The 18,800-nt window shown below is 62.3% G+C and carries 14 protein-coding genes, 4 pseudogenes and 1 other annotated feature; of the genes and pseudogenes, 15 read left to right on the top strand and 3 right to left on the bottom strand.

What is annotated here, in order from left to right:
* The first annotated feature begins 9 nt into the window (after nucleotides 1–9).
* The 5 genes from BKY26_RS19340 to BKY26_RS19320 are packed head-to-tail and all read left to right on the top strand — an operon-like array spanning nucleotide 10 to nucleotide 5,537.
* Entirely contained in the window at nucleotides 10–1,617 is a 1,608-nt protein-coding gene (locus tag BKY26_RS19340; RefSeq protein WP_071692010.1) for an AMP-binding protein, read from the top strand.
* The gene (locus BKY26_RS19335; protein WP_071692009.1) at nucleotides 1,617–2,792 is read left to right on the top strand and encodes a thiolase family protein; all 1,176 of its coding nucleotides are present in this window, start codon (nucleotides 1,617–1,619) and stop codon (nucleotides 2,790–2,792) included. Before BKY26_RS19340 ends, BKY26_RS19335 begins: the two co-directional genes overlap by 1 nt.
* A complete protein-coding gene (locus tag BKY26_RS19330) occupies nucleotides 2,789–4,027 on the top strand; it encodes an SDR family NAD(P)-dependent oxidoreductase (protein ID WP_071692008.1) in 1,239 nt (412 codons plus the stop codon). The genes BKY26_RS19335 and BKY26_RS19330 overlap by 4 nt, the downstream gene beginning before the upstream one ends.
* Entirely contained in the window at nucleotides 4,024–4,815 is a 792-nt protein-coding gene (locus BKY26_RS19325) for a cyclase family protein (protein WP_071692007.1), read from the top strand. The genes BKY26_RS19330 and BKY26_RS19325 overlap by 4 nt, the downstream gene beginning before the upstream one ends.
* Nucleotides 4,812–5,537, top strand: a complete 726-nt coding sequence (locus BKY26_RS19320; protein WP_071692006.1) for an SDR family NAD(P)-dependent oxidoreductase — start codon at nucleotides 4,812–4,814, stop codon at nucleotides 5,535–5,537. The genes BKY26_RS19325 and BKY26_RS19320 overlap by 4 nt, the downstream gene beginning before the upstream one ends.
* Nucleotides 5,538–5,979: 442 nt before the next feature.
* Here the strand turns inward: BKY26_RS19320 and BKY26_RS19315 are convergent, their stop codons facing one another.
* Nucleotides 5,980–7,038 (bottom strand): GlxA family transcriptional regulator, encoded by a 1,059-nt coding sequence (locus BKY26_RS19315; protein WP_071692005.1) that lies wholly within the window; start codon nucleotides 7,036–7,038, stop codon nucleotides 5,980–5,982.
* Between the two features lie 233 nt (nucleotides 7,039–7,271).
* On the opposite strand from BKY26_RS19315, the gene BKY26_RS19310 reads away from it, so the two are divergent.
* Genes BKY26_RS19310 through BKY26_RS19275 form a run of 8 tightly spaced genes read left to right on the top strand, consistent with a single transcriptional unit; the run spans nucleotide 7,272 to nucleotide 16,041 of the window.
* A complete protein-coding gene (locus tag BKY26_RS19310; protein ID WP_211268014.1) occupies nucleotides 7,272–8,231 on the top strand; it encodes a dihydrodipicolinate synthase family protein in 960 nt (319 codons plus the stop codon).
* A gap of 57 nt (nucleotides 8,232–8,288) precedes the next feature.
* Nucleotides 8,289–9,290: an ABC transporter substrate-binding protein gene (locus tag BKY26_RS19305; RefSeq protein ID WP_211268013.1), complete on the top strand. Its 1,002-nt coding sequence runs from the start codon at nucleotides 8,289–8,291 to the stop codon at nucleotides 9,288–9,290.
* Between the two features lie 55 nt (nucleotides 9,291–9,345).
* On the top strand, nucleotides 9,346–10,113 hold the full coding sequence (locus BKY26_RS19300) for an ABC transporter ATP-binding protein (RefSeq protein ID WP_071692003.1): 768 nt from the start codon (nucleotides 9,346–9,348) through the stop codon (nucleotides 10,111–10,113).
* Nucleotides 10,114–10,162: 49 nt separating this feature from the next.
* On the top strand, nucleotides 10,163–10,900 hold the full coding sequence (locus tag BKY26_RS19295; RefSeq protein ID WP_211268012.1) for an ABC transporter permease: 738 nt from the start codon (nucleotides 10,163–10,165) through the stop codon (nucleotides 10,898–10,900).
* A 23-nt stretch (nucleotides 10,901–10,923) separates the two neighbouring features.
* A complete protein-coding gene (locus tag BKY26_RS19290; RefSeq protein WP_071692001.1) occupies nucleotides 10,924–12,420 on the top strand; it encodes an aldehyde dehydrogenase in 1,497 nt (498 codons plus the stop codon).
* A complete protein-coding gene (locus BKY26_RS19285) occupies nucleotides 12,417–13,322 on the top strand; it encodes a D-2-hydroxyacid dehydrogenase (protein ID WP_071692000.1) in 906 nt (301 codons plus the stop codon). The genes BKY26_RS19290 and BKY26_RS19285 overlap by 4 nt, the downstream gene beginning before the upstream one ends.
* The gene (locus BKY26_RS19280) at nucleotides 13,322–14,542 is read left to right on the top strand and encodes a mandelate racemase/muconate lactonizing enzyme family protein (RefSeq protein WP_071691999.1); all 1,221 of its coding nucleotides are present in this window, start codon (nucleotides 13,322–13,324) and stop codon (nucleotides 14,540–14,542) included. The genes BKY26_RS19285 and BKY26_RS19280 overlap by 1 nt, the downstream gene beginning before the upstream one ends.
* Nucleotides 14,539–16,041, top strand: coding sequence for an aldehyde dehydrogenase (NADP(+)) (locus BKY26_RS19275; protein ID WP_071691998.1), 1,503 nt, complete (start codon nucleotides 14,539–14,541; stop codon nucleotides 16,039–16,041). The genes BKY26_RS19280 and BKY26_RS19275 overlap by 4 nt, the downstream gene beginning before the upstream one ends.
* A 15-nt stretch (nucleotides 16,042–16,056) precedes the next feature.
* On the opposite strand, the pseudogene BKY26_RS19270 reads toward BKY26_RS19275, so the two are convergent.
* Nucleotides 16,057–16,344 (bottom strand): annotated as a pseudogene (locus BKY26_RS19270) (FCD domain-containing protein); the annotation flags it as partial.
* On the opposite strand from BKY26_RS19270, the pseudogene BKY26_RS19265 reads away from it, so the two are divergent.
* Nucleotides 16,296–16,919 (top strand): annotated as a pseudogene (locus BKY26_RS19265) (AMP-binding enzyme); the annotation flags it as partial. The pseudogenes BKY26_RS19270 and BKY26_RS19265 overlap by 49 nt on opposite strands.
* Nucleotides 16,920–17,211: 292 nt before the next feature.
* Here the strand turns inward: BKY26_RS19265 and BKY26_RS19260 are convergent.
* Nucleotides 17,212–17,790, bottom strand: a pseudogene (locus BKY26_RS19260) (transposase); the annotation flags it as partial.
* 52 nt (nucleotides 17,791–17,842) lie between these two features.
* Between BKY26_RS19260 and BKY26_RS20745 the strand changes: the two are divergent.
* A pseudogene (locus BKY26_RS20745) lies at nucleotides 17,843–18,770 on the top strand (IS3 family transposase); the annotation flags it as partial.
* Nucleotides 18,124–18,281 (top strand) — a sequence feature (AL1L pseudoknot). (Overlaps the previous pseudogene by 158 nt.)
* Nucleotides 18,771–18,800: the final 30 nt, after the last annotated feature.

Below are 18,800 nucleotides of genomic sequence, written 5' to 3'. Positions count from 1 at the left end.
CCTGTCAGAATGAGCACCGTATGTGGCCGCTTCGCAGAAACCGCGAACCGACGCGGGGACGCGCCCTTCCTGCATGTGCTGGAAGAAACCGCAGCGATCTATGGCATTCCCGCAGGCGACATTTCATATGCCGAGATGGCGCGGCGTGTTGCCGACTGGGAGGATCGTTTTGCTGCTGCCAGGGTCGGTCATGGGCACCGGGTGGGGTTGCTGCTGCAAAACCGGCCCGTGTTCATCGAGATCTGGCTCGCCCTGAACAGCCTTGGCGCATCGGTTGTCCCGATCAATCCCGATCTGCGGCTGGCGGAACTGGAATACCTGGCAGAGCATTCGGAAATGGTGCTGGCCATCGTCCTGCCGGACCGGGTGGCGGAAATGTCGGATGCGGTGACCAATGCGGGGTCGCCTGCGCGGGTTATCACGCCCGATGACTTCATTCCCAAGGCCCCCGTCCCGGCAGCGGCTGCCGAAGAGCTGGGGGCCGGGACCGAATGCGCGCTGCTTTACACGTCGGGAACGACAGGACGGCCAAAGGGCTGCATCCTGACCAATGAATACTTCCTGCATTCGGGCGACTGGTACGCCGAAACCGGTGGCCATATCAGCCTGCGCCGCGATGCGGAACGTATGCTGACCCCCCTGCCGCTTTTCCACATGAACGCCATGGCGGTCTCTGTCATGGCGATGATCACCACCGGCGGCTGTCTGACGCTGCTCGACCGGTTCCATCCGCGCAGCTGGTGGGACTCGGTGCGCAAGTCTCGGGCGACGGTCGTGCATTACCTCGGGGTCATGCCGCCCATGCTGATGGGGGCGGAGCCATCGCCAGCCGATCGCGACCATAATGTGCGCTTCGGCTTTGGCGCCGGGGTCGACCCGAAGCTTCATGCCGAGTTCGAAGCCCGTTACGGCTTCCCCCTGATCGAGGCATGGGCCTGTACCGAGACCGGCAGCGGCGGCGTTATCAGCGCCCATGAGGAGCCGCGCAAGGTGGGCACCTCCTGCTTCGGGCGGCCCTGTACCGATGTTGAGGTTCGGGTCGTGGACGATGCCGGGCAGGATGCCGCTACCGGAATACCCGGAGAGCTGCTGGTTCGTCGGGCTGGCCCCAACCCGCGCTACGGGTTTTGTGCCGGATACCTGAAGAACTCGGAAGCCACCGCTGAGCTGTGGAAAGGTGGGTGGCTGAACACCGGTGATGTTGTCCTTCAGGACGAAGACGGATCGCTTCACTTCGTTGACCGCAAGAAGAACGTCATCCGCCGGTCGGGCGAAAACATCGCCGCCGTAGAGGTTGAAAGCATCCTTAATCGGCATGAAGACATCCGCATCTCGGCAGCGGCTGCCCATCCCGACGAGCTGCGCGGTGATGAGGTTGCGGTCTTCCTGATCCTCGAAAGCGGCGGCAGCAGCCCGGAGAAAGCGCATGAGATTGCCACCTGGGCGCTGGACCAGATGGCCTATTACAAGGTGCCGGGCTGGATCGCCTTCGTGGAAGACCTGCCCCTGACGGCCACCCAGAAAATCCTGCGTGGAAAGCTGAAAGGGCTCTTGGAAGAGACCATCACGCAGGGCGGTTTCATCGACACCCGCCACCTGAAGAAACGGCAGCGCTGATGGGGCTGCAATCCCCATATGAGGGCGTTGCGATCTGTGCGCCGACGACTGTGCCCTATGTCAGGTTCTCGCCCGAATCCGCCCATTGGTGGGCGGGTGCAGCCCTGCAATCCTTGGCGCAAACGACGGGCCTTGGACCTGCCGACATCGACGGCTTCTGCTTTGCCAGCTTCTCTGCCGCGCCCGATACGGTCGTGGGCATGGTCCAGCATCTGGGCCTCAGCCCGCGCTGGATGGACCATATCCCGACAGGCGGTGCCAGCGGGGTCATGGCGCTCAGGCGCGCGGCGCGGGCCGTGCAGTGCGGTGACGCCGAGGTGGTGGCCTGCGTGGCGGCCGATACCAACCAGATCGACAGCTATCGCCAGACGCTGGCCGGGTTTTCACGGTTTTCCCAGGACGCAACCTATCCCTACGGGTTCGGCGGCCCGAACGCGACCTTTGCGCTGATCACCGACAATTTCATGCGCCAGTTCGGTGTCACGCGGGAGGCCTTCGGCAAGCTCTGCGTGGCGCAGCGGAAGAATGCCCTGTCCAACCCGCTGGCGCTGATGAACAAGCCGCTGTCGCTGGACCAATACATGAGCGCCCGGCCCATCTCGGACCCGGTGCATCTGTTCGATTGCGTGATGCCCTGCGCGGGGGCAGAGGCGTTTCTGGTCACGACCCCCAAGAAGGCTGAAGAGCTGGGGCTTTCATCGGCGCGCATCCTCGCCACCATCGAGCGTCACAACGCGTTTGCCGAGGACAGTGTGCAATTTCGCGGTGGGTGGGAACGCGATCGCGAGGCACTTTGGCAGCGCGCGGGCTGCCGGCCTGAGGACATGCATTGCGTGCAGGTCTATGACGATTACCCGGTGATCGTGGCCATGCAGCTTGCCGATCTCGGGTTCTGCGAAAAACCGGACCTGTCCGACTTCATCGCCGCGAATGAATTCACAATCTCGGGCTCCCTGCCGCTCAACACCAATGGCGGGCAGCTTTCTGCCGGGCAGGCAGGTGCTGCGGGTGGGTTTCAGAACCTGACCGAGGGATTGCGGCAGATCCTGCGATGCCCCCTTGGCGATCGGGTGCAGGGGGCCGAGCGTGCGCTGGTCTCGGGCTTCGGGCTTGTGAACTACGACCGTGGCGTCTGCACCGGGGCTGTGGTGCTGGAAAGGCAGGCCCTGAGATGACCGAGCCGCTTCCCACCCCCAAACGCAAGGACCCGCTAGGGCGCAGTACGCTCGGCCATGTGCCCCCCGGTCTGCGCAGCCGCGCTGCGACCGAGATGGCGACATATGCCGCGCAGGGGCGTTTCGTTCTGCAAAGCTGTGACCGGTGCCGGTCCGTCACCTACCCGCCGCGTGACCGTTGCCCGACATGCTGGGGAACGCTGACCTGGGTTGATCAGGACAGCGGCGCACGCGTTGAGGCCGTCACCACGATCCGCCACTCCACCGACAATTTCTTTCGCAACCACATGCCCTGGCGGATCGGAACCGTTCGCCTGGACGCGGGACCGGTCGCCATCGTGCATCTTCATGGCGATGTGCATCAGGGCGACCGGGTTCGAATGACACTCCGGCTGGATCGGGGCGGCAACCCCGCCCTGTTCGCCATGCCGAAGGAGGAGACCCCGAACATGCAGGACGATCCCCAGCTACGCTGTTTCACGGCCCATCCGAAACACCGGCGGATTCTGGTCACGGACGGGCGGTCCGCCATCGGGCAGGCGATTGCGCGTGCGCTTCTCAAGGCCGGGGCGCAGACTGTGTTTCTTGGCGATGCTGACCCGCTGATGCGCTATCCCGGCAAGGCGGAGATTGAGGCACAGGAGGGCATCGAGCCGGTTTCCCTGAACATGACCGACAGCGGCAGCGTGCAGGAGCTTGCCGCGCAACTTGGCGGGCGGGTCGATATCGTGATCAACACCGCCTGCTTCGTGCGCCCGGGCGGCGTGGCCTTCGGGGCCAAGCTTTCCGACCTGCAAGCCGGTTTCGATCTGGGCGTTCTCGGGCTGGTGCGGCTGGCACAGGGCTTCGCCCCGGCCATGAGCGCGCGTTCCGATGACGGTGTGAATTCAGCCGCGGCATTTCTGGACATCTTACCGGTATCGGGCCTCAGCGGACAATTCGGCTATGCCGGTGCCGCCGCCAGCGCCGCCGCGCGACTGTCGCTTCTTTCCGGCCTGCGTGGCGAGATGCAGCAGACCGGCATTCGTGTGCTGTCGGTCCTGACCGGGCCTGTCGATGACGACTGGCACCAGGACCTGCCGCAACCGAAAGTCGTGCCGGGGCAACTGGCCCGCGCGGTCGTACACGCCCTGACCGAGGGACAGGAATTCACCTGCGCCGGGGATGTCGCGAAGGATCTCTTTGCCCGCTGGCAGGCCAACCCGCTTCTGACCATGAGGGAGGAAAACCGATGACCCGCTCACCCCTGACCTTGCTGGCCGAGGCGCTGGCCGACCGCACCGTGGAATGTATCGACCTGACCAACACGCTCAGCCCCGATTTCCCGGTCATTGTGCTGCCCGCCGAGTTCGGCCAATGCGCCCCGTTCCGGATGGAGAAGGTGTCTCGCTACGACGACAATGGCCCGGCCTGGTACTGGAACAACATCTCGATGAATGAACATACCGGCACCCATTTCGACGCCCCTGCGCATTGGGTGACGGGGAAAGACTTGCCCTCCAACACCGTCGATGCGGTTCCCACGCAGGATTTCGTGGCCCCCGTCGTGGTGATCGACATATCGAAGGAGGCCGCAGCGGATGCGGATTTCGTGCTGACCCGCGCCTTCCTTGAAGACTGGGAGGCACAGCACGGAGAAATCCCGAAGCGCCATTGGATCGCGCTGCGCACCGACTGGTACAAGCGCGTCGGCACGCCTGAATATCTGAACCTGAAAGAGGATGGCACTCATTCGCCCGGCCCCGATGGCAGCGCGATGGAGTTTCTGGTGCATGAGCGGGACTGCGTCGGTCTGGCGGTGGAAACCGTGGGCACCGATGCGGGCCAAGCCTTTCACTTCAACCCGCCGCTTCCCGCGCATTCGATCCTGCATGGCAACGGGCGATACGGGCTGCAATGCCTGACGAACCTCGACAAGCTGCCCACATTCGGCGCGATGATCGTCGCCTGTCCGCTGAAGATCGAGGGCGGTTCGGGCAGCCCGCTTCGGGTCATCGCACTTGTAGAAAGGGCACCGGCATGAGCAAGCGCACGACACTGATCACCGGCGGCAATTCCGGCATTGGCGCGGCTATCGGGCGGGCGTTGCTGGCCAAGGGAGAGGCGGTCGTGTCGCTTGGGCTGGAGATGCCCGATGACAGGCATGATGACCTGTTCGGCTACACCGCCGACCTGACCGATGCGGCGGAAACGGCGGAGGTGGCCGCCCGGATCTGCGCCACCCACCAGATCGACGCTATCGTCCATAATGCGGGCCTCATCCTGCCCAATCTGTTGGAAGATGCCGACCCTGCCGATGTACTGAAGCTTGCGCAACTGCATCTTGCCGCACCCATGGCCCTGACCCAGGCGGCGCTGCCCGGTATGGTTGAGCGCGGCAGCGGGCGGGTTGTTTTCGTCAGTTCGCGGTCCTTGCAGGGCATGCCCACCCGGTCCGCCTATTCCGCGACCAAGGCGGGGATCAACGGGCTGGCACGCACCTGGGCGCTGGAGCTCGCCCCGAAGGGCATCACCGTCAACGTAATCGCCCCCGGCCCTGTGCTGACCGAGAATTTCTGGGCCATCGTGCCCAAGGATGGAGAGCAGCAGCAGAAAATCGCGGGCGGCATCCCCGTGCGTCGGATCGGCACCGCAGAGGATATTGCGAACGCGGCCCTCTTCTTTCTGGATGACAGGTCGAGTTTCGTCACCGGGCAGGTGCTCTTCGTCTGTGGAGGAACCAGCCTCGCAGGCCAGATCAGTTGATTGAAACTCTTATCAGAGAGATTCAGGATGCGCGGGGCAGGGCGAGCTTGAAGCGTATGGCGATGAGTAAATCCAGTCCGGTCAAAGGGTTGCAAAGCGGCCTGAAGATCATCCGTTTCTCCGTGCTGCTCTGCCTCCGGTTGCCGCTTTTTCGGAATGCCGAAAATCTGCTTCCCATTGAGTCCGCATTTACTGGCTGGCGTTTTCCGTGGGCAGAACACATGAGGTGCTATCAGGGTACGATAGCTCAAAAGTCTTGTTGTGACCCATCGCGCGGACTTCATCAGGGCCATCGGCCAAATGCACCGAACACAAAAGCCCTTAACACGACCGCATCCAGCGCAAGAGTCCGACGCCCTTTCTGCGTTTCGCCCGGCGCTGTTCCGGCAGAGCGCCTGAGCCGCCAATTAGAAAAAGAAGTTTTCCGCTTCGAACGCTCGTATCATGGACCCGCAAGGCTATCGGTGCCGGATACGGCATTGTCGCGCCGGTCGCTGCGGCCGATGATGCGATGGATCTCCGGGTGTTCGGTCAGCCTTTGACGTTTGCGCACTTCGGCACGAAAGGCCGAGGGGCTTACCCCGAACTGGATCTTGAAGCTGCGGGTGAAGGCAGCAGGGGCCGAAAACCCGCAGGCGGTTGCGATCTCCTTGATCGAGAGGTCTTCGTAGAACAGGTAGTTGCGCGCAGCTTGCAGACGGATCCGCAGGTAGAGCCGCATGGGCGAGATCCCGAAAGCGGTTTCGCTGGCGCGGGCAAGGGTGCGCTTGGGCGTGTTTAGCCCCTCTGCCAGCTCGTCCAGCGACAGCGGGAAGTCGAGGTTCTGTTCCATTATTCTGGTCAGGCGCGATACAAGGCTGCCTTCCTGACTGTCCAACGGCTGATCCAGCCTTTGTTGGGTCTCGGGCGCGCGGCGCGTGTGTACCATCGCATTGGCAACCTCGCTTGCCATCGCCTCGCCTGCGAACCGTTCGATAAGGTCGAGCATCAGGTCAAGTGTGGCGATGCCCCCGGCGCAATGTACCCGATTGCCGGTGCTGACATAGATGCCGTTGAGCGGCCTTGCCTCGGGAAACCATTCCAGAAACGTGGGTACCGCTTCCCAGTGCAATACGACCTCGGGCGTGGTTTCCGTCGCCACAAGCCCGGCCTGAGCCAGCGCATATGCGCCGGTATCGACACCCCCCACGACCGCCCCGAAACGGGCAACTGTGCGAAGGTAGCCAAGCAGCCTGCGGGACAGGTTCTGCGTTGGCAGATTGCCCTGGAACAGAAGGCAGACATCAACCGGGGCATCCTGCGCCAGATCCCCGTCAGCGGAAAACCACATGCCGTTGGATGCATGAACATCGGCACCGTCTTCAGACAGGACCTGCCACTCAAAAAGATCACGTCCGGAATTCTGGTTCGCAATCCGAAGCGAGTCGCAGGCAAGGATGAGTGCGGTCAGCGGAAACTCGGGTTGGAGTACGAAGGCAAAGCGGGTTCTGGAATCGGGCACGCGTAGGGTGCCTTTCTAATAATTCGTGAGCATTTGGCAAAAATCGTATTATTCGCGGCAATAATAATCAACTCACTTGCGGTTTTTCGTCCTTACAGTTTCTCTATCAGCGGCCCGAAGCGGTTCGTGGCACGGCTGGTGAAACTTGATTTTCATGGCTGATGGACCTCCGTCAGCGGTGCATATTCGCACCGCGCGGACACTTGCGGCCTGCCGAACGGGAGCTGCCAATCGTGGACGACAAGAAGAAAAAACTGCAGGGCTGCTATGTCACCATTCCGACGCCGTTCGACGACACGCCGGACATGGCGGTGAACGAAAGCGCGCTGCGGCGTTATGTGCGGTTCCTGATCGATTCAGGGCTGAATGCTGACTATGCGACACTGCTGGCCGGTGGAGCCGCCGGGGATTTTTCGACGATGACGTTTGAGGAGCGGCTGTTCGTGGCCGAGGTCGTTGTGGACGAGGCCAACGGCGCGGTACCGATCGCCATGGGCGCGCAAACCACGAGCACGCTGGAGCTGGTCCGGCTGGCCAAGGCCGCAAGCCAGATCGGAACCGATTTCATCCAGGTATCCTGCCCGTTCTATTTCGCCCATACAGAGGCGGATTTCGAAGACTATGTCCGAGCCGCCGCAGAGGCCGCGCCGGATGTAGGGATCATCCTCTACAACACGTTCTGGACCAGTCAGAACCTGAGCTTTCCGATGATCGAGCGGCTGGCGGAGATTCCAAATCTCGTCGGTCTGAAATGGGCCGCACCGCGCACCGATGCGATGGAATTCGAAGATGTCTGTTCCCATTTCTCGGACCGCTTCACGATCATCGACAACAACCTGCTGTTCGGGATGAGCGCGATGCCCGCCCTCGGCGCAACGGCCTTCGAGGTGCATCACTGCAACTTCTGGCCCGAATGGGGGATCAAGCTGATCGACGAGGTGCGGGCGGGGAACTACCCCGAGATCGCCCGGATGCTGGTCGAGGAGGGCATGCCCTTCTACAAGCTCTGGGTAGAGATCGAACAGACCTATACCAGCGGTGACGGTTATCTCGACAAGCTGTGCATGGAACTGATCGGACTGCCCTCCAGCCGGTGCCGCCCGCCCACCCGCGACATTCGCCAGACCCACAAAGAACAAACCCACGCCATGATGAGCAAAATAGGCGTGCCAAGGCTGATCGGCCTTTCCTGAGGCGACGTGCAGACCACCACGAACACCATCAAGAACAGATCCAAAGGGAGTATGAAGATGATGAAGACAATCGTGAAAACCACGGGACTGGCCCTCGGCGCCAGCCTGTTGATGACGAGCGTTGCCGCCGCGCAGGATGACGTCCGGCTGCGCCTGAACTGGATGTATTACGGCTCTCATGCCGGGTTCGCGCATGGGTATGTGGCTGGCATCTATGATGATTACGGGATCGATCTCGACATCCGCTCGGGCAACGGCTCCAGTTCCGCGCATCGACTGGTGGCGAATGGCGACAGTGATTTTGCCTACGGGTCCTGCGGGGCGCTGATCACGCTGGCCAGCCAGGGGGCCGATATCGTGTCGGTCGCCGTGATCGACGCGACGGGCTCTGAGGCGGTCATTGTGCGTCCCGACGCCGGGATCGAGTCGATCGAGGACCTGCGTGGCCACGTCATCCTGACCACGGCTAATGCAGGTGTGAACACCTTCTTCCCGATCGTGCTGTCCAATGCCGGTCTGACCGAGGATGACGTCACCCTGACCAATGTGCCCGACGGCGCCCTTGTGTCGAGCTACCTGCAAGGATCGGGCGGCGCGGTCGCCATGCTGGGCGGTCTCGATGACAAACCGGCCGAGATCCGGGCCAATGGTGGCGACGACCCGGTGCTGTTCCCCTATTCCGACTACGGGGTGGACCAGGTTGGTTACTGCATCTCGACGCGGCGTGACCTTGTCGAAAGCAACCCCGATCTTGTCGACCGCTTTGTCGATGCCACGATCGAGGCTTACACCCAGACCGAGGCTGACCCCGACACGGCGGTTGCTGCCATTGCCGACATTGTCGGTGGCACCATGGCCGAGGAACAGGGCATGATGCAGGCGCGCTCGGTTCTCGATGTGACGCTTGGTATTCTGTATTCCGGCGCCAACACCGAACGCCAGCTTGGCCTCAACGTGCCGTCCGACTGGGAAAGCATGGTCAGCCTGATGCAGGAATACAATGACCTCGATCCCGAGGCGGAAGCGGCGAGCTTCTACACCAACCAGTTCATCGACTGACAATCAAAACTGGCCGGGGGCCACCGCTGGCCCCTGGTATTCAAAGGAAGAGTTCATGAGCAACCAGATCAAATTCTCGGGCGTGAAGAAGGTCTTTGGACGCGGCCCTGATGCCGTCCATGCCTTCGGTCCGGTCGATATGGTGGTGGAAGACGGGGAATTCGTCTCGCTGCTTGGACCGTCGGGTTGCGGAAAGTCCACCCTGATGCTCATGACCGCGGGGCTCTTGGACGTGACAGAGGGCACCGTACAGATCGGGGACAGGACCGTGAACGGTCCGCAGACCGATATTGGCATCATGTTCCAGGATAACACGCTGGTTCCCTGGCGCACCGTGCGCGGGAATATCGAGCTACAACTGGAAATGCGCGGGATCTCCGTGGCCTCGAAACGGGCCGAGATCGACGCGATTCTGGCCTCGGTTCACCTGGAGGATTTTGCGGACCGCCACCCCTATGAGCTTTCGGGTGGAATGCAGCAACGCGCCGCGTTTTGCCAGGCGATGATCCACGCGCCCAATACGATGCTGCTCGATGAACCGCTCGGCAAGCTCGACGCGATGACGCGCGAACGCATCCGCAGCGACCTTCAATCTTTGTGGATGGAGCAGCGCCCCACGGTCTTGTTCGTCACCCATTCCATCGAGGAGGCGATCCAGCTCTCCAGCAAGGTAGCGGTGATCACGCCGCGGCCGGGCCGGATCGAGCGCGTTATCGACATCGACCTGCCTTACCCGCGCGACTACGAGGTGAAACGCTCGCCCGAGTTTTCCGCATATGTTCATGAAACCCAGGAGATCTTCAGAGGCTATGGCGTCATTTGACAAAAAACCAACCTTCGCAGGCCTGAAGCTGCGGTTGATGAATTCATGGATGTTCGTCGCCTTCTTCATCGGGTTCTTCCTGTTCTGGGAATACTCGGTGCTGTGGTTCGACATCCCGCTCTACATCCTCACCCCGCCGTCGCTGATCATCGAGAACGGCGCAGCTGATCTGCCCCGGCTTCTGGACTACACGCTGGTCACGGGAACCGAGGTCATCATCGGCTATGTCCTGGCGGTCGTCCTGGCGCTGCCCCTTGGTCTTGCGATCGCGTTTTCCACGATCCTCAAGCGCACGATCTACCCGTTCATCGTCTGCATCGAGATGGTACCGAAGATCGCCTTCGCGCCGCTCTTCATCTCGTGGCTCGGATTCGGGCTGCTGCCCAAGGTGATCATCGTCTTTCTGGTATGCTTCTTTCCCATCGTTCTGAACGCGATCCTGGCCTTCAATTCGCTGTCCGAGGAACTGACGCTGTTCTCGCGCTCGACCGGGGCAGGCATCTGGCGGACCTTCTTCAAGGTTCGTCTTCCCGCCGCGCTTCCCCAGTGTTTCGTGGGTTTCAAATATGCGGCCATCAACGCCACCGTCGGCGCGGCGATTGCCGAATTCATCGGATCGGACGAGGGGCTTGGCTTCTACATCCAGATCGTCACCGGCAACATGCGCCCAGACCTGGCCTTCGCCGGCATCTTCTTCCTGACGTTACTGGGCTTGTGCCTGTTCGGACTGGTGACACTGGCGGAACGGCTGCTCATCCCCTGGCATATCTCTGTCCGCCGCAACTGACCTATCTGAAACGGAGCTTTCCCATGTCACTGACGAAAGATCAGGCCCATAGCCGCGCATCCGGACTGGCCATTGAGACCCTCGCCTTCATCAATGGGTCTTTCACGGCGTCGTCGGACGGCGGCACGTTCGAAAGCGTTAACCCTGCCACGGGCGAGACCCTGTGCGCCGTGGCCCATTGCACGGCCGAGGATGTGGACAGGGCAGTTGCCGCCGCCCGCGCGCGGTTCAATGATGGGGTCTGGTCCCGCGCCGCGCCGGAAGACCGCAAGGCGGTTCTGCTGAAACTTTCGGCGCTGATCCGTGCGAACGCCGCGGACCTTGCGGTTCTCGAAAGCCTCGACAGCGGCAAGACCATCACCGACTGCCTGCACGAGATCGGCACCGAGGTCGCCAATTTCTTCCAGTGGTATGGCGAACTTGCCGACAAGAGTTTCGGCAAGGTGGCCCCCACGGGCGAGGATGCGCTGGCGCTCATTGTCAAGGAACCCGCAGGTGTCGTCGGGCTGGTGCTTCCGTGGAATTTCCCGCTACTCATGGCGGCGTGGAAACTGGCTCCGGCGCTGGCGGCGGGCTGTTCCTGCCTCGTGAAACCGGCCGAACAGACGCCGCTCAGCATCCTGCGACTGGCCGCGCTGGCACAGGAGGCCGGGGTGCCCGACGGAGTGCTGAGCGTCCTGCCCGGCATGGGTGAAACGACGGGGCAGGCCATCGGACGGCATGGTGATATCGACATCGTCTCCTTCACCGGCTCGACCGAGGTGGGCGGCTATTTCCTGCGCTACGCGGGGGAAAGCAACCTCAAGGTCATCGGGCTGGAGATGGGTGGCAAGAGCCCCTTTATCGTGCTGGATGATGCCGACCTCAGCGATGACCTGATCAACCACGCGGTGAATTCCGCCTTCTGGAACGGCGGGCAGAACTGCTCGGCCAACATGCGCCAGATCGTCGATGCCCGCGTGGCCGAGGCTTATCTGGAAAAGGTCACCAAGCGTGCTGCCGCCTACAAGGTGGGCGATCCGCTGGACCCCGACACCGATATCGGTGCGATGGTGACAGCCGAACACATGGCGCGCGTGACTGGCTATATCGACAAGGGCGTGGCCGAGGGCGCGCGCATGACCACCGGCGGTGCGCGCAAGGGCGCGGGGTTCTTCGTGGAGCCCACCGTCTTCGCCGGGCTGACCCCGGACATGGCCATCGCTCGGGAGGAGATCTTCGGCCCGGTTCTGGGGATCCTGCCGGTGAAGACGATGGACGAGGCACTGCAACTGGCCGCCGACAGCGACTATGGCCTGCACGCCACCGTCTTCACCCGCGACATCGATCGCGCGCTGCACATGGCGCGGCGTCTGCCTTGCGGCACGGTGTCCGTGAACGGTTTTTCCGAGGGAGATATCAAGACGCCCTTCGGCGGCTACAAACGGTCCGGTTCGCTGGCGCGGGACAATGGCGTCGAGGCAATGGAACAGTATCTGCAAACCAAGACCATCTGGATCTGCCAGGGGACGCCTTCATGACGCGCATTGCGCTTTGTCTCGATCTGAACGGTGCCCAGATCGCGCGGCTGCGCGCGGGCATTGGGGAGGCCGAACTGGAAGAAACCGGCGATCTTGATGGGTGCGAAATCGCTTTCGGCAATCCGCCGCCCGAGGCCTTGGCCGAGGCCGGGACTCTGAAGTGGGTGCAGCTGGAATCCGTTGGCTTCGGCGAATACGCGGATCTCGACTGGACCTTGCTCGGCCAGCGCCTGACCCTGACCAATCTGGCGGGCTTCTTCGCCGATCCGGTCGCGGAAACCGCACTTGCGGGGCTTCTGGCGCTCGCCCGCGGGGTGGACCGTCTGGCCCGGCTGCAAGCGAGCAGGACATGGGAGGGCGACCCGATCCGCACGCGTCTGCGCTTGCTGAAAGGTGCGCGGGTGGTGATGCTGGGGAATGGCGCGATCAACCGGCGGCTGGCAGAATTGCTGGCCCCCTTCGGATGCGAAATCACCGCGCTGGACAGTTCCGCCACCACCGCCGATCTCGACGCCTTGTTGCCGACAGCGGATATTCTAGTGGCGACGGTCCCCGACACCCCCGCCACCCGCGGGCTGCTGTCGGCGGAGCGTCTGGCCCTGCTGCCGCGCCATGCAGTCCTTGCCAACCTCGGGCGCGGCTCGCTGATCGACGAGGACGCGCTTGCCGACGCACTGGCCGATGGCCGCCTGGCCGGAGCCGTTCTGGACGTGACCCGGGACGAACCACTGCCGCCCGATCACCGGTTCTGGACCTGTCCCAATATCCTTCTGACCCAGCACAGCGGCGGCGGCACCGCCGACGAGCTGGACCGCAAAATCGACACCTTCCTGGCTAATCTCGCCCGCTACCGTGCGGGTCAGCCGCTGCAGGGCGTCGTCGACATGACCCGAGGTTACTGATGCCCAATATCACCAATATCCGCTGCGTTCTTCTCAGCTCTTCCTATGCCGATGCCGACGATCCTGAGATCAAGGAATGCTTTCCCAACGGTCCCAAGCGCACTATCGGCATGGTCGAGGTCACACTGGACAACGGCGTGACCGGATTGGGCGAAGGCTATTTGGCCGTCTTCGCGCCCAAAGTGTTCGAGTCCATCGTTGACCTGTGCCGCCCGCAGGTGATGGGCAAGGACGGGTTCGACATTGCGGGCCGGGTGCGCGACCTGCGGTCCTTATGCGATTACTGGTCCCTGCAAGGCGCGGCGCGCCACGTGATCGCCGCCTTCGAGATAGCGTTGCAGGACGCCAAGGGCAAAAGCCTCGGGGTGCCGGTCTACGACCTTCTTGGCGGGGCCAAGGCGGACATGATCCCGATCTATGGCTCGGGCGGGTGTTGCGACGCGAAGCATCAGTTCCTGCGCGAGTTGGACCTGCTCGAAAGCTTCGGCATCACCCGCTACAAAATGCGCGCGATCAAGACCGATATCCTGCGTACGGCCTGGGTGCTGGAAGAGGCGGGCAAGCGCGGCATCGAGGTGGGCGTCGATATGTGCCAGAACCTCGCCGATCCCCCGCAGGAGGTGGATGACGTAGTTGCCTATGTCGAGGCCGTCCACGCATTGACCGATTACCGGATGATATTTGTGGAAGAGGCCATTGGCCCGGATGCCCCAGATGGGTTCAAGGCCCTGCGCGGGCGGATCGATGTACCCGTCTGCGGGGGCGAGATCATCACCACGCCAAAAGAGATGATCGAACGGATCAACAACGAAGTCTATGATTTCGTGCAGCCCGATGCTTCGGTCATGGGCGGGATTTCGGCGGTGATGGATGTGTTCGAGGTCGCCAGGGCAAAGGGCACCGATGTCGTTGTCCACGCCTGGGGGGGGGCGGCCGCGATCATGGCGAGCTATCACGCAGCCTTCGCGGCGGGCGGCAAGCTGGTCGAATACCCGATGCTGGATTTCCCGCTCGGGACCGAGATGATCGGGGATCAGGGCCGGATCGTGGAAGGGCAGCTGTTGCGCCCCTCAGCGCCGGGATTGGGTCTGACGCTGACGCCCGAGATGGAAGCGCGCTATCCATTTGATGAAACTGCCGTTTATTCCTGTGCGCTGATCGACTTCGGCCCGCCGCCCGACAGCTATTGGGCACGTGAGACGGGCGGGTCAGGCGCATGATCGGCAAGCATTACATCGCCGGGCAATGGACCGGCAGCGACAAGACATTCCTGTCCGCCCCGGTGCGTGGTTCGGCGCAGGAGTTCAGCGTCGGCACGCCTGATCTGGTCGAGATCGCCTGCAGCGCTGCCGAGGCCGCGTTCGAGACCTATGCGCACACCAGCGCCGATGCGCGCGCCGAATTTCTCAACGCCATCGCCGATGAGATCGAGGCCAGCGCCGAGGAAATCACCGAAACCGGCAGCCGCGAAACCGGCCTGCCAGAAGCGCGCCTGCAAGGCGAACGCGGCCGCACCACCGGCCAGCTGCGCCTGTTCGCAGACCATATCCTGAAGGGCGACTATCTCGACCGCCGTCACGATCCGGCCCTGCCTGACCGCCAGCCGCTTCCCCGACCAGACCTGCGAATGATCCAGCGCCCGATCGGCCCCGTGGCTGTTTTCGGCGCGTCGAATTTCCCGTTGGCGTTTTCTGTTGCTGGTGGCGACACCGCCAGCGCCCTGGCGGCGGGTTGCCCCGTTGTCGTGAAGGGCCACAGCGCCCATCCCGGCACCAGCGAGATCGTGGCCCGCGCCATCGAGGCCGCGACTTTGGCCTGTGGCATGCCATCGGGCGTCTTCTCCCTGATCCAGGGCGGCCGTCGCGATGTGGGGACAGCGCTGGTCACCCATCCCCTGATCCGCGCGGTCGGCTTCACCGGCTCGCTCGCCGGAGGCAGGGCGCTGTTCGATCTATGTGCCGCACGCCCCGATCCGATTCCGTTTTTCGGAGAACTGGGCAGCGTCAACCCGATATTCATCTTGCCCGGGGCCCTTTCCGCCAAGTCAGCCGCGCTCGCGGAAGGTTGGGCCGCGTCGCTGACCATGGGGGCGGGGCAGTTCTGCACCAATCCAGGCGTTGCGGTCCTGCCAGCGGGGCCGGATGCAACCGCGTTCACTGACGCGGCGACGAAAGCACTTTCTGCGACAATGGCGCAAGTGATGCTGACAGACGGGATCGCACAGGCCTATCACGACGGCTGCGACCGGATGGGGCAGGGGGACCATGTGCAGGGGCTTCTGGTCTCCTCCCGCCAGAGCCGAGAGGCCGCCCCCTGCCTCTACCGCACGACCGGTGCGGCGTTTCTGGACAATCCCAACCTGCAACACGAGGTTTTCGGACCGCTCGGCCTGATCGTCGAGGTGGACGGAGCGGGGCAGATGAAACAGATCGCTGCGGGGTTGGAAGGGCAATTGACCTGCACCCTGCATATGGATGACGCCGATACAGAGACGGCCCGCGCCCTGTTGCCCATACTGGAACGCAAGGCCGGGAGGATCCTGTTCAATGGGTTTCCAACCGGTGTCGAGGTTTGCGATAGCATGGTCCACGGCGGCCCGTACCCGGCCTCAACGAATTTTGGCCACACCTCGGTTGGAACCCTGTCGATCCGCCGCTGGCTACGCCCAGTGTGCTATCAGGATCTTCCCGCAACGCTGAGTCCAGACCTGATGGGCTGAACCGCCTGCCAGAGGCTATTCCGCGGCCGGTTTCAGGTTGGCAATGAGGTGGTAGAACTTTTCGACCTGAACCGCCACGTGACCGCGGATCTCGGCAGAGGCGCGGTTGCTGTCGCCGGCTTCCAGCGCTTTCACGATGGCCTCATGTTTACCCATCGACTGCCGCATCCGACCGCGAAGGCGCAGTTGCAAGCGTCGGAAGGGTTGCAGGCGCCGATGCAGGCGTAGGCATTCCTGTTCTAGGAATCGGTTGCCGGACTGGCGGTAGAGAATCGCATGGAATCTCTCGTTTTCACGGTAATAGAGACCGCCGCGCGGGAACCGTGGGTTTCCCGCTGCCGGGGGTGGAGCTGAAGATCACCGATCCCTCCACGGGCGAAACCCTGCCCGATGGCGAGGTTGGCCAGGTCGAAGTGCGCGGGCCTAATGTGTTCAAGGGCTACTGGCAAATGCCCGAGAAAACCGCCGCGGAGCTGCGCGCTGACGGGTTCTTCATCACAGGCGATCTCGGCAAGATTGACGAGGATGGCTACGTCCACATCGTCGGCCGCAACAAGGATCTGATCATTTCGGGCGGCTATAACATCTATCCCAAGGAAATCGAACTGATGCTGGATGAACAGCCCGGTGTACTGGAAAGCGCCGTGGTGGGCGTGCCGCATCCCGATTTCGGGGAAACCGTGGTTGGCGTTATTGTCCCGGCCCCGGGCCAAACACCGGATCTCGGCGCAATCGCCGTGGCTGCCGGAACCTCGCTGGCCCGCTTCAAGCATCCCCGCAAGCTGGTGGTGGTCGACGAGTTGCCGCGCAACACGATGGGCAAGGTGCAAAAGAACATTCTGCGAGATACCTACAAGGACCTGTTCGTGCCCGCGTGAGCTAAGGAACTGTATTATCGAGCGGCGTCTGCCTGCGACCAGGTCATCGACGCGGTTTCGGCAACGAGCTTTCACTGAATTCGTTCCTGGCCGCCTGGCGGGTTTCGACGGCTTGAAGCAAATGCGAGTCCAGCGCGAAGCCAGCTCGTTTTGGGCAAGAAGAGGTTACTTAGGGTAGAGGGTGCAGCGCGGTATCGGGAAGATGAACCGCAATAAGCTTTCAGAAAAGGCGTCCCGGGGATGTCCCGATGAATGTTGAAATCGGGTCTGTGCAGCGTCGCTGGGATTATGGTTAGGCGGCCTTTGCGGTTTGGTCAACGCCGGCGGCACCCGGGTCGCGGTGCTTGAGAAGCGCGGCCTTGAGAACGGGCAGCTGATTGTGAGCCTTGAGACGTCGGAAGCCTTTGGCGGCCTCGAGCATGCCGGATGCAGTCCAGCGCAGCGCCATCTTCGCGTCACGCCACCGCTTCACGTTCCGGCAGACCTGCCAGATCACGGCGTTCATCGACTCGATGATGTTGGTACTGGCGAGCGAGCGGCGCAGTTCGAGTGGCAGCCCGAGACGGATCACAGTGAGGATTTCATCCAAGCCCTCAAGGATGCTCTTCGAGACCCCGGGGGCCTCCAATTCCATCCGGCGCGCCAGATTGCGCAGAAGCCGTTCGGCCTTGTCGGCATCGTTCAGTTCCCATGCCTGCCGAAGGGCGCGGCGCACTGCGGCGTAAATCTTGGGATCTAGCCGCTCGGTGATGTTGCGCGCCTTATGGACCTGGCCGCGCTGGATCGGGGTATCCGCCCCGAAGGTGCGGCGGATGGCCTTCGTCAGCGCCTTGGCACCGTCGACGATGAACAGGCGACACACTGCCGGATTGAACCGCGCCGGGTTTGCCGGAGGCTCCAACTCATGAGTAGGATGGAGCATCATGACAAAGACAACGAACAAGTATTCATCAGAAGTGCGCGAACGCGCCGTGCGGATGGTATTGGATGGCGCCGGGCATCATGAGAGCCGTTGGGTGGCGATTGTGTCGATTTCCTCGAAGATCGGTTGCGCGCCGCAAACGCTGAATTAATGGGTCAAGAAGGTCGAAGTTGATGCTGGCCAGCGCGGAGGCATCACCACCGAACAGGCTGAGAAGATGAAGGCGCTTGAGCGGGAGGTGCGCGAACTGAAGCAGGCCAATGAGATCCTTAGAAAAGCATCCGCATATTTTGCCCAGGCGGAGCACGACCGCCCATTCAAACGATGATCCAGTTCATAGAAGATCACCGCGCTGATCATGGGGTCGAGCCAATCTGTCCCGCTGCCCGGCAGGGCATTGCGTAGCTATGTCCCGAGAGGGGGTTTTGCCGATTGCCCCTGCAACGTTCTATGATCACTTGTCCAAGCGCGCTGATCCGTCCCGCCTTTCTGATCGCGCCAGGCGTGATGAGGCACTGAAGCCCGAGATTGAGCGTGTCTTCGAGGAAAACCTCAGCGTGTATGGCGTGCGGAAGGTCTGGCACCAAATGCGCAGAGGAGGCTTTGATATTGCGCGCTGCACCGTTGCCCGCTTGATGAAGGATATTAGGATCGAAGGCGTTGTGCGCGGCAAGAAACCAAAGACAACGATCCCGGATAAGGCGCTGCCGTGTCCATTGGACAAGGTAAACCGCCAATTCCATGCGCCTGCGCCGAATGTGCTTTGGGTCAGCAATTTTACCTATGTCGCAACCTTGCAGGGGTTTGTGTATGTGGCCTTCGTCATTGATGTCTTTGTCCGCCGCATCATTGGGTGGCGTGTCAGTCGCACGGCCACTGCCGGATTTGTCCTCGATGCATTGGAACAAGCGATTCATCAACGCAGGCCCGCACAGTGGGTGGCCTGATCTGACTGGTCC

Source organism: Nioella sediminis, assembly GCF_001879695.1.
GTDB lineage: Bacteria > Pseudomonadota > Alphaproteobacteria > Rhodobacterales > Rhodobacteraceae > Nioella > Nioella sediminis.
This window is presented reverse-complemented; position numbering and strand designations above follow the sequence as displayed.

Bases quoted from the DNA above. Each gene is read 5' to 3' on its own strand.
- BKY26_RS19340 (WP_071692010.1), top strand. From the start codon at position 10: ATGAGCACCGTATGTGGCCGCTTCGCAGAAACCGCGAACCGACGCGGG.
- BKY26_RS19335 (WP_071692009.1), top strand. From the start codon at position 1,617: ATGGGGCTGCAATCCCCATATGAGGGCGTTGCGATCTGTGCGCCGACG.
- BKY26_RS19330 (WP_071692008.1), top strand. From the start codon at position 2,789: ATGACCGAGCCGCTTCCCACCCCCAAACGCAAGGACCCGCTAGGGCGC.
- BKY26_RS19325 (WP_071692007.1), top strand. From the start codon at position 4,024: ATGACCCGCTCACCCCTGACCTTGCTGGCCGAGGCGCTGGCCGACCGC.
- BKY26_RS19320 (WP_071692006.1), top strand. From the start codon at position 4,812: ATGAGCAAGCGCACGACACTGATCACCGGCGGCAATTCCGGCATTGGC.
- BKY26_RS19305 (WP_211268013.1), top strand. From the start codon at position 8,289: ATGATGAAGACAATCGTGAAAACCACGGGACTGGCCCTCGGCGCCAGC.
- BKY26_RS19300 (WP_071692003.1), top strand. From the start codon at position 9,346: ATGAGCAACCAGATCAAATTCTCGGGCGTGAAGAAGGTCTTTGGACGC.
- BKY26_RS19295 (WP_211268012.1), top strand. From the start codon at position 10,163: ATGTTCGTCGCCTTCTTCATCGGGTTCTTCCTGTTCTGGGAATACTCG.
- BKY26_RS19290 (WP_071692001.1), top strand. From the start codon at position 10,924: ATGTCACTGACGAAAGATCAGGCCCATAGCCGCGCATCCGGACTGGCC.
- BKY26_RS19285 (WP_071692000.1), top strand. From the start codon at position 12,417: ATGACGCGCATTGCGCTTTGTCTCGATCTGAACGGTGCCCAGATCGCG.
- BKY26_RS19280 (WP_071691999.1), top strand. From the start codon at position 13,322: ATGCCCAATATCACCAATATCCGCTGCGTTCTTCTCAGCTCTTCCTAT.
- BKY26_RS19275 (WP_071691998.1), top strand. From the start codon at position 14,539: ATGATCGGCAAGCATTACATCGCCGGGCAATGGACCGGCAGCGACAAG.